We start from the raw sequence: 13,967 nt of genomic DNA, 5'->3' as shown, positions 1-13,967 counted from the left end.
CGCACGGCGCCCGCTGCCGACTGTTCCCGCAGGAGCGTGTTCAATGACCGAAATTGCACGGCCGCAGGCCGGAAATTACGCAACGGCCGTGATGCTGGTCGCGATCGCGACCGTGCTGCAGACGCTCGCGATCCGGTTCGGCGGCGTGAATTTGCCGTTCGTGCTGTATTACCCGCTGCTCGCCGGCGCCGCGTGGGCGACATCGTTCCTGTTCGGCATCGTGTCGACCGTGGTCAGCGGGCTGCTCGTGTGGACGCTGTTCCTGTCCGATCCGGCCGCCTATACGGCGCCGCTGCCCGAGCGGCTCGTGCAGCTCGGCACGTTCATGCTGATCGGCGCGCTGGTGTGCGCGATCGCGTCGATGCTGCATCACACGCGCGTGACGAACGCTCGCGCAAGCCGACGCGAGGCGGCTGCACGCCGGCAGCTCGAAGCCGTGCTGGGCGCGCTGCCGCACGGCGTGATCGCGGCCGATACGATGGGCCGGGTCACCTATCTCAACGCGGCCGCGGCCGAACTCGTCGGCTGCCGGCCGGACGACGCAATGGGGCGGCCGGTGCGCGACGTGCTGCGGATCGTCGACCACGAAGGCCGCCGCGTGCCGACCACGCCGCTCGATCGTGCGCTCGGCGGCGCCGAGGCGACGTCCGACCGGCACTGGCTGCAGACCGGCAACGGCGATCCGGTGCCGATCGTCGCGGTCGCGTCGCCGCTTGGCGATGCGGACGGCAATCTCGGCGGCGCGGTGCTGATGCTGCGCGATGCCGGCGCGGACCGCGCGCGCGTCGACGCATCGCGGCTGCAGCGTGCGGTCGTCGATGCATCGCCGGACGCGATCGTCGGGATCGACGCCAGCGGCCACATCGCGAGCTGGAACCCGACCGCGCAGCGGATCTTCGGATACGACGAGGCCGATGCGCGCGGCCGCCGGTTCGACACGCTGATCGCGCCGCGCTGGTTGCGGCTCCATCCGCTCGCCAAATCGTTCGACACGATGCGCGAGCCGGTCGGGCCGCTCGAACTGCTGTGCGTGCGGCGCGACGGCCGGCGTTTTCGGGCGACGGTATCGGCATGTCCGGTGCAGGGCGACGCGCGGGCCTGCGTCGCGCTGTCGCTGACGCTGCGAGAAACCGGCGCGCAGCGCCGCCACGAGCTGCGGGCGCAGCGCTCGTTGCAGGGCGCGCGCCATGCGCGCGAGCAGGCCGACACGTCGAACCGGCTGAAGGACGAGTTGCTGGCCACGGTATCGCACGAATTGCGTACGCCGCTGAACGTGATCTACGGGTGGATCGAGGTGCTGCGCAATACCGGCGACCACGCGCTGCAGCATCAGGCGATCGACGCGATCGACCGCAGCGCGCGTTCGCTCACGCGGATGGTCGGCGACATCCTCGATGCGTCGTCGCTCGCGACCGGCAAGCTGCGGCTCGACACGACGCCGGTCGACATCGTCCGGCTGTTCTCCGACCAGGTCGGCACGTTCCAGACCGCCGCATCGTCGGCCGGCATCATGCTCGAATTCGACTGCGACGCGTCCGCGTGCATCGTGTCGGGCGACGCCGAGCGGTTGCGGCAGATGCTGTCGAACCTCATTTCGAATGCGCTGAAATTCACGCCGGCCGGCGGCAGCGTGACGGTCGGGCTCGCGCGCGACGACGCGCATGCGGTGCTGACCGTCGCCGATACGGGGCAGGGTGTCGCGCCGGAGTTCGTCCCGTACGTGTTCGACATGTTCCGCCGTGCGGACGATTCGCCCGCATCGCCGCGGCGGGGGCTCGGCCTCGGCCTGTCGATCGTGCGGCACATCGCACAGTTGCATGGCGGCCGGGTGACCGTCGCGAGCGCGGGCCGCGATCGCGGCACGACGTTCACTGTGACGCTGCCGGCCGGGTGGCAGCCGGCCGGCGCGATGGCGTGGGGGATCGTGCAGGCGGGCAGCCGTCGCGACGCGCTCGTGCTCGATACGCAACGCATCCTGATCGTCGACGACGATCCGACCACGCGTGCGAGCCTCACGGCCGCGCTGACCACATTCGGCGCGGCCGTCGCGATCGCGTCGTCGGGGCGCGAGGCGCTCGCGATGGCGGCCGACATGCGGCCGACGGTCGTGCTGTCCGATCTCGCGATGCCCAACGGCGACGGCTTCTGGCTGCTGGACGCGTTGCGGCGCGGCACGATGAACGGTGACGGCGGCCCGCCCGACGTGCGCGTGCTGGCCGTCACCGCGCACGCGGGCCTCGCCGACGAACGCCGCGCGCTGGAGGCCGGCTTCGACGGCTACCTGTGCAAGCCGGTCGACGTGCGCGAACTGGCGCACAAGATCGCACACGTGACGAAGCGCGACGGCTGACGCGCGTCGCGCACCGGCCGCGTCAGGTGGTCGGCGCCGGCCGGTTCTGCGTGTGGACCTGGGCGAGCAGATGCGACGCGATGCGCGTGCTGCGCACGAGGTCGCCGGGCGTGTGGTGCGTGACCTGGCGTTGAATGAAGTATCGCGCGGTGTGCGCGAGCCCGTTCGCGAGCGTCGTCGTCGCGCGCCAGCCGAGCCGCTTCTGCGCGGCGGCCAGATTCGGCCGCCGCTGGCGCGGATCGTCGGACGGCAGCGGCCGGAACTCGATCGGCACCGTCGCGCCGACGATCCGCACGACTTCCCGCGCGACGTCGATCATCGCGATTTCGACGTCGCTGCCGAGATTGACCGGCTCGCTCGCATCGCCCGGTTCGTCCATCAGCCGGATCAACGCATCGACCATGTCGTCCACATAGCAGAACGAGCGCGTCTGCTTGCCGTCGCCGTAGACGGTCAGCGGCTGTTCCGCGAGCGCCTGCGTGACGAAGTTCGACACCACGCGCCCGTCGGCCGGGTGCATGCGCGGGCCGTACGTATTGAAGATCCGCGCGATGCGCACGTCGACGCCGTACTGGCGGTGATAGTCCGCGAACAGCGTTTCCGCGCAGCGCTTGCCTTCGTCGTAGCACGCGCGGATGCCGGTCGGATTGACGCGGCCGCAATAGTGCTCGTCCTGCGGATGGACGTCGGGGTCGCCGTACACCTCGCTCGTCGATGCCTGCAGGATGCGCGCCTTCACGCGTTTCGCGAGGCCGAGCAGGTTGATCGCGCCGTGCACGCTGGTCTTCGTCGTCTGCACGGGGTCGCGCTGGTAGTGAACGGGCGACGCCGGGCACGCGAGGTTGTAGATCTCGTCGACTTCGACGTAGAGCGGAAACGTCACGTCGTGGCGCATCAGCTCGAAGTTCGGCGCATCGAGCAGGTGCGCGATGTTGTCCTTCGTGCCCGTGTAGAAATTGTCGACGCACAGCACGTCGTGGCCGGCCGTCACGAGCCGCTCGCACAGATGCGAACCCAGGAAGCCGGCGCCGCCGGTGACGAGGACGCGTTTTCGATCGTAGCCCTTCATTACGTATTCTCCTTGCGGTGTGCGAGCATGGCCGTCGTGGTGCCGACGGGCGTGCGCCGGCCGGTGCCGGCCGACGTGCCGGCGCGCTGCGCGTGGGCGACGTCGCGATAGATGTCGACGAGCCGGTCGGCTACGCCTTGCCAGGTGTAGAAGCGATGCGCGCGCAGGTAGCCGGCGCGGCCGAGCGCCGCGCACAGCTCGGGCTTCGCGCGCAGTTGCACGAGGCGCGCGGCCAGCGCGGCCGGGTCGCGCGGCGGCACGAGATAGCCGGTGGTGCCGTCGTCGACCGTCGTGCGGATGCCGCCGACGTCGCTGCCGATCACCGCCGCCGCGCACGCCATCGCCTCGACCGGCGTGATGCCGAACGGCTCGTACCACGGCGTCGTCACGAACACGTCGGCCGCGCTGTAGTACAGGTGCAGCGCGTCGCGATCGCGCCGGCCGACGAAGGTCACGCGGTTCGCGATCCCGAGTTCGTGCGCGAACGCGGCGAGCCGCGCGAGTTCCGGGTCGCGTGCGGGGTCGGGCGTCGCCTGGCTGCCGCCGACGACGTACAGGTGCGTCGGCCGCTGCGGATCGCGCGGCATGCGCGCGAGCGCGTCGATCACGGTATCGATGCCCTTGCGCGGCACCAAGCGGCCCAGTTGCAGCACGACGAACGCGTCCTGCGGCCAGCCCAGCCGCGCGCGCGCATCGACGCGCGGCACCGGCCGGAATTCGCGCTCGTCGAAGCCGCACGGCACGATCTCGATGCGCGCGGTGTCGGCGCGATAGTGGGTCGTCAGATCGAGCGCATCCTGAGGACATTCGGCGATCAGGCGGTCCGAGCGGCGGGCGAGCGTGTCCTCGATCGCGAAGCGCGCATCGGGGAAGCCGTCGGCCGTGCCCTGGTGCAGCCGCCGCACGCGGCCGAGCGCATGGAACGTCGTGACGAGCGGGATGCCGAGCGCTTTTTTCACGCGCAGCGCCGCGTCGCCCGACATGAAGAAGTTCGCGTGCATCACGTCGACCGGGTCGGGCTCGCGCCGCATGCGCGCGATCATGTATTTCGCGAATGCGCCCATGTACGGCAACAGCCGCTCCTTGGGCACGTCGGCCGGCGGCCCGGCCGGCACGTGAATCACGCGCATGTGCGGGCCGATCGGCACGACTTCCGGCAAATGCGGGTTGTCGCAGCGCGTGTAGACGTCGACGTCGAGGCCGCGCTCCGCGAGCTGCTTCGCGACGTTCGCGACATAGATGTTCTGACCGCCGGCATCGACGCCGCCGATCACGCCCAGCGGCGATGCATGTTCACTGATCAACGCGATTCTTTGCATGGTATTGCTCCCGATATCGGGGCCGCGCTCATGGGCCGCCGTCATCGGTCGCTCGGCAATCGGCATGCCCGCCGGATTGCGGGGAAAACCGCTTCCCGGTGTGCCGAAAAAATTACAACGCGTTGGATGAAAGGGCGTCTGATCGCGGTTTCCCGCGGGCAAGCGGCGCACGCGTCGCGGCACGCGATTTGCGCGACCTCTGCTCACCCGCCGGCCCGCCCGGCCCGATGAAAAGGAGGTCACGATGAAGGTATTCCAGCTGCAAGCCCGCTCCCCGCACATCCGCCGCCAGCGTGCGGTGCGCACCGGCATGGCGGTCGCGATCGCCGCGGCCACCGCGTGCATGGTCGTCGCGCCGAACGCGGTCGCCGCCGGTGACGACGGCGCCGCATCGTCGTCGACGTCGTCGTCGCATTCGAGCACCGGCACGAAGATCCGCGACGCGACGATCACGACCAAGGCGAAGGCCGAGCTCGTCGGCACGAACGGCCTGTCGGCCGGCGACATCCACGTGAAGACGCGGCACGGCACCGTGACGCTCACCGGCAGCGTGCCCGACGAGCAGCAGCGCACGCAGGCCGTCAGCGTCGTGAAGCAGGTGGACGGCGTGCAGACCGTGCGCGACCAGTTGACCATCCGACCCAAATAACCGCGCGGCCGTCACAGGAGTCCAGCGATGAACTGCATGCTCAAACCGGTCGGCGAACAGACGATCGTGATCACCGGCGCGACCAGCGGCATCGGTCTCGTCACCGCGCGCAAGGCGGCACGGCGCGGCGTGAAGCTCGTGCTGTTCGCGCGCAACGAGGAAGCGCTGAACACGCTGTGCGAGGAAATCCGCCAGCACGGCGGCCTTGCGGTGCCGGTGGCCGGCGACGTCGGCAATATCGAGGATCTGCAGCGCGCGGCCGCGGCGGCGGCCGACACGTACGGCGGCTTCGACACCTGGGTCAACAATGCGGGCGTGTCGATCTTCGGCACGGCGGCCGCGGTGCCGCTCGAGGATCAGCGCCGGCTGTTCGACACCAACTACTGGGGCGTCGTACACGGCTCGCTCGTCGCGGCCGACCATTTCCGGCGCAAGAGCGATTTCCACGGCGGCGCGATCATCAACATGGGCAGCGAGGCGTCCGACGCGCCCGTGCCGCTGCAAAGCGCATACGTCGCGTCGAAGCACGCGGTGAAAGGCTTCACCGATTCGCTGCGGCTCGAGATGGAAGCGGATCACCTGCCGGTGTCCGTCACGCTGATCAAGCCGGCCGCGATCGACACGATGTTCGTGATGCACGCGAAGAACTACATGAACGTCGAGGCGAAGCTGCCGCCGCCGATCTACGACCCCGACCTGGTGGCCAACGCGATCCTGTTCGCGGCCGCGCACCCGCGCCGCACGCTGTTCGTCGGCGGCGCCGCGAAGTTCACGTCGGCGAGCGCGTACCACGCGCCGCGCCTGTTCGATCGCGTCGCGGCCACGCTGTTCTCGCGCGGCCAGCGCACGGTGCGCCCCGCGCGGCCGCGCGACGACAACGCGCTGTACGACTCGCGCCACGCGCTGCACGAGCGCGAGGGCATGGAAGGGCCGGTGCTGCGCAGCTGTGCGTACAACACGGTGGTGCAGCGGCCGAAGGTTGCCGGCGCGGTCGCGCTGGGCGCGGCGGCGCTGGCGTTTGCCGCGTTCGCGCGGGCACGCCGGTCGTCCGCGTGATTTCGTTGAGATTTTCCAAGGAGGCTTTCATGACATCCCGACAACATACGGGCCACGAATACAGCCACTCGCGTGCGCACGAAGGCGAGCGCACGCAGCAGGACCACGACAAGGGCGGGCACCAGACGGGGCACGGCAAACCGCCGAGCCCGGTCGACGTGCAGAAGGCGCTGAAGGGGATGGACTACCCGGCCAGCAAGTCGGACGTCGTGCAGTGCGCGGAGCGCTCGCATGCCGACCGCGAGGTGCTCGACATGCTGCGCAAGATTCCCGAGCGCGAGTACGACACGCCGGCGTCGGTATCGAAGGAACTCGGGCGGCTGATGTAGGCGTCGCCCCGTCGCGCCGCGTGCGCGAGCGCGCGGCGCACCCATCACGAGGAGCACGACCATGGCGATGATCGTCGCAGGCCGTTTCACGACGTTCGATGAAGCGGAAGGTGGGGCGCGTCACCTTTACGAGCGCGCGTTCGGGCCCGATGACGTGTCGATCTTCTTCCTGAACCCCGGCGGCCAGCACGCGCGCTTCCCGATCGGCGGCGACGTGTATGCCGATACGGCGGCGAAGCCGGGCGGCCGCGGCGCGATGGTCGGCGCGATTCGCGGCTTGCTGATCGGCGTCGTCGTCGGATTGATCGTGTATGCGCTCGGCTTGCGCTACTGGTTCGTGCCGGCTGCGGGCGCGCTGGCCGGCGCGTATCTCGGCGCATTCGGCGGCGCGCTCGGGCGGATGCGCGGCGAGCAGGCCGAAGGCAAGGGCACGCTCGCGCAGAGCCAGACCGGCGTGATCCTCGCCGCGCGCGTGACGCCCGATACCGCGACGGCCGCGGAAGACGTGCTGCGCGCGACCGGCGCGAAGTCGATCGAGCGTGTCGAAGGCGACTGGCAGGACGGCGAATGGCGCGATTTCGATCCGGTGCGCCGGCCCGATGAAGCCGCGTCCGGCGGCCCGCGCTGAAGATGCCCTTTTTCCAGACGCTTGCAACGCCCACCGTCGAAACACGGTCGACGCGTGCAGGCCGGCGTGCGGCGCGCGCGGCACGCCGCTTGCGCGGCATCGTCGGCATTCGTTCAAGGAGGAACCCATGACCCACGCACAGACCCCGCCGCCGCAGAAACAGGCGCATCGGCCGGGCACCGAGCGCGACATGCATCCGAAGCCGCGCGACGAAGCGGCCGACTACGTCGGCAGCGGCAAGCTCGCCGGCAAGGTCGCGCTGGTGACGGGCGGCGACAGCGGGATCGGCCGCGCCGTGGCGATCGGCTTCGCGAAGGAAGGCGCGGACGTCGCGATCGTCTACCTGAAGGAATCCGACGACGCCGCGCATACGAAGCAACTGATCGAGCAGGCCGGCCGGCGCTGCGAGGCGATCGCATGCGACGTCGGCGATCGCCGGCAGGCGCGCGACGCGGTGGCGCGCACGGTCGAGCGGCTCGGCCGCCTCGACGTGCTCGTGAACAACGCGGGCGAGCAGCATCCGCAGCCGGGCATCGAGGACGTGTCCGAGGAACAGCTCGAACGCACGTTCCGCACGAACGTGTACGGGATGTTCTTCTGCACGCAGGCCGCGCTGCCGCACTTGAAGCCGGGCGGACGCATCGTCAACACGGCGTCGGTCACCGCCTATCACGGCAGCCCGAAACTCCCCGACTACTCGGCGACCAAGGGCGCGATCGTCGCGTTCACGCGGTCGTTGTCGATCGAGCTGGCCGAACGCGACATCCGCGTGAACGCGGTCGCGCCGGGGCCGATCTGGACGCCGCTGATTCCGTCGACGTTCACGCCCGAACAGGTCGCGAAATTCGGCTCGAACGTGCCGCTCAAGCGACCGGGGCAGCCGGACGAACTGATCGACTGCTACGTGCTGCTCGCGTCGGACGGCGCGAGCTACATGACCGGGCAGACGCTGCATCCGAATGGCGGCTCGATCGTCGGCGGCTGACGGCCGCCCTCACGCAACTACAAGGAGAAAGCAGATGAGACAACCCAACTGGACGATCGCCGCGCTCGCCGCCGGCGTGCTCGCCGTGTCGGGCCTCGCCCGCGCGCAGATGCCGAGCGAGCCGCCCGCGTCGAATTCGCATGTGCCGGGCGGCGTGATCAATCCGTCGTCGGGCGCGGGCGCCGCGGGCGATCCCGGCATCGCGAAAGCGCCGAAGGGCACCGACGCGGAGTTCGTCGACAAGGCCGCGATGGCCGGCAAGGCGGAAGTGCAGGCAAGCCAGCTCGCGCTGAAGCAGGCGCAGTCGGCGGACGTGCGCGCGTTCGCGAAACGGATGGTCGCGGATCACGGCAAGGCGAATGCGAAGCTCGAGGAAATCGCCTCGCGCAAGGGCATGAAGCCGCAGGTCGACCCGATCTCGGATCCCGACGTGGAGGCGCTGCGCGGCAAGAGCGGGCACGACTTCGACACCGCGTATCTGGCGGCGGCCGGCCCCGATGCACACAAGAAGGCAGTCGCGTTGTTCGAAGACGAAGCGCGCGACGGCAAGGACGCGCAACTGCGCGCGTTCGCCAAGTCCACGCTGCCGACGCTCAGGCATCACCTGAGCATGGCAGAGACGGTTGCACGCAAGGTGGGCTCGCAATAACGCGCGCCCGGTTCCACCCTCGGGCCGCACGTGCGGCCCGCTTTTTCGGAGAAGCAGTCATGGCCCAACGGCAATCGAAGCACGAAGGCATCCTCGAACTGCTCTGCCAGGCATACGAGACCGAGCTTGGCGGTGCGCAGATCTACGAGGCCGCGCTGCAGTGCGCGACCGACGAGGATCTGCACAAGGAATGGGAGAAGTACCACCGCGAGACGCTGCATCACCAGGAGGTGCTGCGCAAGGTATTCGAAACGCTCGGCCTCGATCCCGATGCGCAATCGCCGGGGAGCGCCGCGGTGGCCGCCACCGGCAAGTCGCTGGTGCAGGTGATCCAGCAGGCGAAGAAGCAGGCCGACCCGGCCGTCGCGCAGGTGGTGGCAGCCGAGTGCGTGGTGCTGGCCGAAACCAAGGATCACCTGAACTGGGAGCTGATCGGCTACGCGGCCGACCAGTTGCCCGACAGTGACGCCGCGAAGGCGCTGAAGGCCGCGCACGACGAGGTGGAGGCCGACGAGGATCATCATCTGTATCACACGCGTGGCTGGGCGCGCGAGATGTGGATCGAGTCGATGGGCTTCAAGGCGGTGCTGCCGCCGCCGGAGGAAGTGAGGAAGGTGGAATCCGCCGCCGATGCGGCACGTGCCGAGCGCTCGCGCGGCAAGATGATGTAACGACCGGGCGGGCGGCGTCGCGCTCGGCGCGGCGCCCGCCCGCCGGCCATGAAGGTTGCGTACGCAACCGACTTCGGTGGATCGTGTCGGTCCTTCACGTCAGCATGTCGACGAGCATCGTCACCACCGCCGCCGCCATCAATGCGACCGCCACCCAGCCGAACAGTTTCGATACCGGGCCGCTTCCGGGCTGGCCGGCCGCATCGCGCTTGCCCGACAGCAGCATCACGAGCACGAGCATCGGCACCGCCGCGACGCCGTTGAGCACGGCGCTCCAGTACAACGCCCGGATCGGGTCGATCGGGCTGAAGCAGATCGCGATGCCGACGATCACGCACAGCGCCAGCACCGTGTAGAACGCGGGCGCGCGCCGCACGGGCTCGTTCAACCCTTCGCGGAACCGCCAGGCTTCCGCGCAACCGTAGGCGGCGCTGCCTGCGAACGCGGGAATCGCGAGCAGCCCGCAGCCGACGATGCCGAACGCGAACACCAGGAACGCGGCTTCGCCGGCGATCGGCCGCAGCGCCTCGGCGGCCTGCGCGGTGCTGCCGATGTCGTGCCGGCCGCGCGCGAAGAAGACGGCCGCGCCGATCACCATGATGCAGAACGACACCGCGTTGGTGACGATCATGCCGGTCCACGTATCGACCGTGACGCGCTGCTCGGTCTCGCGGCGCGTGTCGCGTTCGCCGTCCCGTTGCTCGGCCGTGGTTTGCTCGACTTCGAGCGCGGCCTGCCACACGAATAGATACGGGCTCAGCGTCGTGCCGAGCACGGCGACCGCGGTGGTCGCATACGCATGCGTGAACGCGATCTGCGGCAGCACGATCGCATGCAGCACGCCGCCCCAGTCGACGTGCACGAAGCCGAGTTCGAGCACGTACGCGATCAGGCCGAGCGTCATCCATTTCAGCCAACGCGCATAGCGTTCGTACGACAGCATCACCTGCAACGCCAGCGATGCGATCCCGTAGAGCGGTGCATACCAGTAGCTGCGGCCGCCGACGACGAGCGCCGTCGCATCGCCCATCGCCGCCAGATCGGCGCCGACGTTCACGACGTTGACGATCACGACCATCACGATCAGCGTCTTCGCGACGCGATCGGAAAACCGTTCGCGGATGCCGGCCACGAGGCCTTCGCGATTGCGTCGCCCGATGAACGCCGCCGCCAGCTGCACGGCGACCATCATCGGCAGCGTGACGACGATCATCCACAGCATGTTGAAACCGAACTGGCTGCCGGCCTGCGCGTAGACGGCGACGTTGCTCGGATCGGCGTCCGACGCGCCCGCGAGCAGGCCGGGGCCGAGCCGCCGATACCACGGTTTCGCGGCGGGCGGCGGCGTCTCGGCGGCCGCCCGCGCGCCATCGCCCAGTCCGCTCATCCGGCGTCCCCGTGCGACGGGCGAGCGCCGCCGCCGCGTCGCTCGCGCGCGAGGCGCGACGCGGTGCGCAACGCGTCGACCAGTGTGCGGTACGCATGTTCGCGGGAATCGGCGCCGCGCGTGCGCAGCACGTACGACGGATGATAGGTGGCGACGACGAGCCGGCCGTCGTCGGTGCGCACCGGCGCGCGCGTGCGCTCGAGCGTCGCGTCGTTGTCCTGCAGGACCGCGCGCAACGCCGTCGCGCCGAGCGCGACCACCACGCGCGGCTGTACGGCTGCCAGCTCGCGTTCGAGCCAGTAGCGGCACGCGGCCACTTCGCGCTGCGCGGGCGTCTTGTGCAGCCGCCGCTTGCCGCGCGGTTCCCATTTGAAGTGCTTGACCGCGTTCGTCAGATAGACGTGCGAGCGTTCGATTCCGGCTTCGTCGAGCGCGCGGTCCAGCATGCGGCCGGCTGCACCGACGAACGGCATGCCCGCGCGATCCTCCTGGTCGCCCGGCTGCTCGCCGACCAGCATGATCGTCGCATCGAGGGGCCCGGCGCCCGGCACCGGCTGCGTCGCGTGTTCCCACAGCGCGCAGCGGCGGCACGCGTCGAGCGTGCGCGGGGCCTCGTCGTCGGGCGGCGGTGTCGGAGCGTCGGGCGCCTTGCGGGTCATGCGGCGCCTCCGGTGCAGGCCGACGCAGCGGCGCGCGGCGATCGGGCGGAACACTTCGGCAATCGCATGGTCGCACGCGCAGAGGGACGCAAACGGGACGATTGATGCCGCATCGCACGCATGAAGGACTCCCGGATCGACGATGCGAACCACGCAGCAACCGGCATGCCGCATGCAGTCGCTATGGGCGCGCGCCTTGCGTGACAAGTCCGTCCAACGACAGGAGAAGCAGATGCTACCCGACCCCGGCGACGACCCGGCCGCCGACGACGTGCTGCTGTGGCGCGCGCCCGACAGCGTGCCGCGCCGCCCGCGCCGCGTGCTCGTCGTCGACGACTATCGCGATGCGGCGGATGCGCTGCGCCTGCTGCTCGAGGCGCGCGGCTTCGAGTGCCGGGTCGCCGACGATCCGTTCGCCGTGTGCGACGTCGCACGCGACTGGCAGCCGTTCGCGGTCGTGCTCGATATCGCGATGCCGGGCCTCGACGGACTGGAACTGGCGACGCGGCTGCGCGGCGATCCGCAAACGGCCGACATGCTGCTGATCGCGTGCAGCGGGCTGGCGTCGCGGCGGGATCGCGAACTGGCGAAGGAAGCCGGCTTCGATGCGCATTGCGCGAAGCCGCTGACGCCGCACCGGCTGCTGGGCTACCTCGAATCGGCGTGCGGCGGCGCGGTGGCGCCGGACGGGGACGTTACACGACCCTTGTAAAAAGGCTGGCGGCGCGCGCGGCGCGGGCAAAAAAACGCCCCGCGCGGGCGGGGCGTGTCGGACGGATGCGCCGGCGAACCGGCGCTGCGTCGCGGTGCGGTCAGTGGCGGCCGCGCGTGCGCGGATCGTCGAGGTCTTCGGTCGGGTCGGTCAGCCCGAGCTCGTCGCCGGCACTCCAGTACGGGGTGCTGCCGTAGAACTCGTGCAGCGGCTCGGCCCATTGCGGATCGGCCATTGCCGGCCAGTGGTCCTTGTCGAACCCCGGCGCGTTGCGGATCCGCTCGGACGATACCGACAGCAGGAAGCACTTGCGCTCGGTATCGAGCGTCAGCGCGCTCCACGGGATCGCATGGAGCTTGTCGCCGATGCCGAGGATGCCGCCGCTCGACAGCACCGCATACGCGATGCGGCCGGAGCGCACGTCGAGCATGATGTCCTTGATCTTGCCGACATCGTCGCCGTCGGTCGTATAGACCTTGTCGCCTTCCAGCGTATCGGCCGCCATCACGTCGGGGCCGGGGCCGGCCGCCGTCGCGGCGCCCTTGCCGATGATGCGGGTCTGACCTTGATCGGGAGTCTGCATGGTTTCCTCCAGGCTGCGTGGGGCGCGACCGTGCCCGGGGGGCGGGCCCTGCGGGTCGCGCGGGTTGTCGGGGCGGGGCGAAAATCGCTCCGTCACGTCTGCTTCGGTTGCGACACGCCTTCCAGCGTGTTCGCCACGTCGTCGCGCTCCGGGCTGGCCGTGCGCGTCGCGATGTCGGCAAGCGACAGCATGCCGACCAGGCGCTTGTCGTGATCGACGACGGGCAGCCGGCGCAGTTGCGCATCGGCCATGTAGTGCTGGATCTCGTCCAGCGAATCGTCGTCGAAGCACCATTCGATCGGGCCGGACGCGACCTCGTGGATTCGCGTCTCCGGCGGCTTGCCGGCCGAGATCGCGCGCACCGCGAGATCGCGGTCCGTCACCATCCCGACCAGCCGGTTGTTGTCGCACACGGGCAGCGCGCCGATGTCGTAGCGCTCCATCAGTTGGGCGGCATGACGGATCGAGTCGGTCGGTGCGATCCGCACGACGTCCTGCGACATGATTTCGTTGACGCGATGCATGAAATTCTCCTTGGCGGTAGGTGAAGCAATGTGCCGATGCGGCTGCTGCGATCCAGCAAGCCGCATGCCGTGCGCGTGGGTCGTCGCGTCATTCGTCGTCGCGTTCCCGCTTGTCCTGCCACGGCCCATCGTCATGCGTGCCGGGCGGCGTGTCGGGCTCGATGCGCGTGACGCCGCCGGTCGCGGGCGGGTCGCTCGCTGGAAACGTGTCCTCGAGCTGCTTGTCGATATGACGCTCCGAGTGGCGTGTGTGCGTGCGGTCCTGGTCTTTCAGCGGCGGGTGCGGGTCGGGCTGCCGCTCGTGCGCCGGTGCGTCGTGGCCGTGCCGGGTCGAATCCTTCATGGCGGTGCTCCGTATCGGGGACGATGAGCCGCCTCGGCGCAACCGGCGTTCCCG

General features: G+C 69.8%; 16 protein-coding genes. 9 read left to right on the top strand and 7 right to left on the bottom strand.

The genetic code is table 11. The features are described 5' to 3' along the window. The first annotated feature begins 43 nt into the window (after positions 1 to 43). Positions 44 to 2,350, top strand: a complete 2,307-nt coding sequence (locus WT24_RS03265; protein WP_060031218.1) for an ATP-binding protein — start codon at positions 44 to 46, stop codon at positions 2,348 to 2,350. Positions 2,351 to 2,372: 22 nt separating this feature from the next. Here WT24_RS03265 and WT24_RS03260 read toward each other — a convergent pair whose 3' ends face one another. Both WT24_RS03260 and WT24_RS03255 read right to left on the bottom strand, forming a co-directional pair. Next, on the bottom strand, positions 2,373 to 3,419 hold the full coding sequence (locus WT24_RS03260; RefSeq protein ID WP_059502871.1) for a UDP-glucuronic acid decarboxylase family protein: 1,047 nt from the start codon (positions 3,417 to 3,419) through the stop codon (positions 2,373 to 2,375). Beyond that, the gene (locus tag WT24_RS03255) at positions 3,419 to 4,738 is read right to left on the bottom strand and encodes a glycosyltransferase family 1 protein (RefSeq protein ID WP_059503029.1); all 1,320 of its coding nucleotides are present in this window, start codon (positions 4,736 to 4,738) and stop codon (positions 3,419 to 3,421) included. The genes WT24_RS03260 and WT24_RS03255 overlap by 1 nt, the downstream gene beginning before the upstream one ends. A 244-nt stretch (positions 4,739 to 4,982) precedes the next feature. On the opposite strand from WT24_RS03255, the gene WT24_RS03250 reads away from it, so the two are divergent. The 7 genes from WT24_RS03250 to WT24_RS03220 all read left to right on the top strand — a co-directional run bounded on the left by WT24_RS03250 (position 4,983) and on the right by WT24_RS03220 (position 9,705). Then, positions 4,983 to 5,387 (top strand): BON domain-containing protein, encoded by a 405-nt coding sequence (locus WT24_RS03250; protein ID WP_060031215.1) that lies wholly within the window; start codon positions 4,983 to 4,985, stop codon positions 5,385 to 5,387. 27 nt (positions 5,388 to 5,414) lie between these two features. After that, positions 5,415 to 6,443 (top strand): SDR family oxidoreductase, encoded by a 1,029-nt coding sequence (locus WT24_RS03245; RefSeq protein ID WP_060031212.1) that lies wholly within the window; start codon positions 5,415 to 5,417, stop codon positions 6,441 to 6,443. A gap of 29 nt (positions 6,444 to 6,472) precedes the next feature. Continuing rightward, positions 6,473 to 6,772 carry a DUF2795 domain-containing protein gene (locus WT24_RS03240; RefSeq protein WP_059502866.1) on the top strand — a complete coding sequence of 100 codons (300 nt, stop codon included), beginning with the start codon at positions 6,473 to 6,475 and terminating at the stop codon, positions 6,770 to 6,772. A 61-nt stretch (positions 6,773 to 6,833) separates the two neighbouring features. After that, a complete protein-coding gene (locus WT24_RS03235; RefSeq protein ID WP_059502864.1) occupies positions 6,834 to 7,400 on the top strand; it encodes a hypothetical protein in 567 nt (188 codons plus the stop codon). Between the two features lie 127 nt (positions 7,401 to 7,527). After that, positions 7,528 to 8,385 carry an SDR family oxidoreductase gene (locus WT24_RS03230; RefSeq protein ID WP_059502862.1) on the top strand — a complete coding sequence of 286 codons (858 nt, stop codon included), beginning with the start codon at positions 7,528 to 7,530 and terminating at the stop codon, positions 8,383 to 8,385. A gap of 34 nt (positions 8,386 to 8,419) precedes the next feature. After that, on the top strand, positions 8,420 to 9,034 hold the full coding sequence (locus tag WT24_RS03225) for a DUF4142 domain-containing protein (RefSeq protein WP_059794151.1): 615 nt from the start codon (positions 8,420 to 8,422) through the stop codon (positions 9,032 to 9,034). A gap of 59 nt (positions 9,035 to 9,093) precedes the next feature. Continuing rightward, complete coding sequence (locus WT24_RS03220; protein WP_060031210.1) at positions 9,094 to 9,705, top strand: DUF892 family protein; 612 nt, start codon at positions 9,094 to 9,096, stop codon at positions 9,703 to 9,705. Positions 9,706 to 9,799: 94 nt separating this feature from the next. On the opposite strand, the gene WT24_RS03215 is transcribed toward WT24_RS03220, so the two are convergent. Together WT24_RS03215 and WT24_RS03210 are read right to left on the bottom strand one after the other, a co-directional pair. Beyond that, positions 9,800 to 11,092 (bottom strand): NRAMP family divalent metal transporter, encoded by a 1,293-nt coding sequence (locus WT24_RS03215; protein WP_060031208.1) that lies wholly within the window; start codon positions 11,090 to 11,092, stop codon positions 9,800 to 9,802. Beyond that, the gene (locus WT24_RS03210; RefSeq protein WP_059794583.1) at positions 11,089 to 11,751 is read right to left on the bottom strand and encodes a UdgX family uracil-DNA binding protein; all 663 of its coding nucleotides are present in this window, start codon (positions 11,749 to 11,751) and stop codon (positions 11,089 to 11,091) included. The genes WT24_RS03215 and WT24_RS03210 overlap by 4 nt, the downstream gene beginning before the upstream one ends. A gap of 232 nt (positions 11,752 to 11,983) precedes the next feature. Between WT24_RS03210 and WT24_RS03205 the strand changes: the two genes are divergently transcribed. Continuing rightward, positions 11,984 to 12,463 carry a response regulator gene (locus WT24_RS03205; RefSeq protein WP_059503025.1) on the top strand — a complete coding sequence of 160 codons (480 nt, stop codon included), beginning with the start codon at positions 11,984 to 11,986 and terminating at the stop codon, positions 12,461 to 12,463. A gap of 100 nt (positions 12,464 to 12,563) precedes the next feature. Here WT24_RS03205 and WT24_RS03200 read toward each other — a convergent pair whose 3' ends face one another. The 3 genes from WT24_RS03200 to WT24_RS03190 all read right to left on the bottom strand — a co-directional run bounded on the left by WT24_RS03200 (position 12,564) and on the right by WT24_RS03190 (position 13,913). Beyond that, complete coding sequence (locus tag WT24_RS03200) at positions 12,564 to 13,046, bottom strand: PRC-barrel domain-containing protein (protein WP_006498342.1); 483 nt, start codon at positions 13,044 to 13,046, stop codon at positions 12,564 to 12,566. Between the two features lie 92 nt (positions 13,047 to 13,138). Then, on the bottom strand, positions 13,139 to 13,570 hold the full coding sequence (locus tag WT24_RS03195) for a CBS domain-containing protein (RefSeq protein WP_006498341.1): 432 nt from the start codon (positions 13,568 to 13,570) through the stop codon (positions 13,139 to 13,141). Positions 13,571 to 13,658: 88 nt separating this feature from the next. Then, complete coding sequence (locus WT24_RS03190; RefSeq protein WP_059502854.1) at positions 13,659 to 13,913, bottom strand: hypothetical protein; 255 nt, start codon at positions 13,911 to 13,913, stop codon at positions 13,659 to 13,661. Between the last annotated feature and the right edge of the window lie 54 nt (positions 13,914 to 13,967).

Source organism: Burkholderia sp. MSMB1078WGS (genome assembly GCF_001528895.1).
Classification (GTDB): domain Bacteria; phylum Pseudomonadota; class Gammaproteobacteria; order Burkholderiales; family Burkholderiaceae; genus Burkholderia.
Note: the sequence above shows the minus strand (reverse complement) of the source record. Positions and strands in the feature narration are given on the sequence as shown.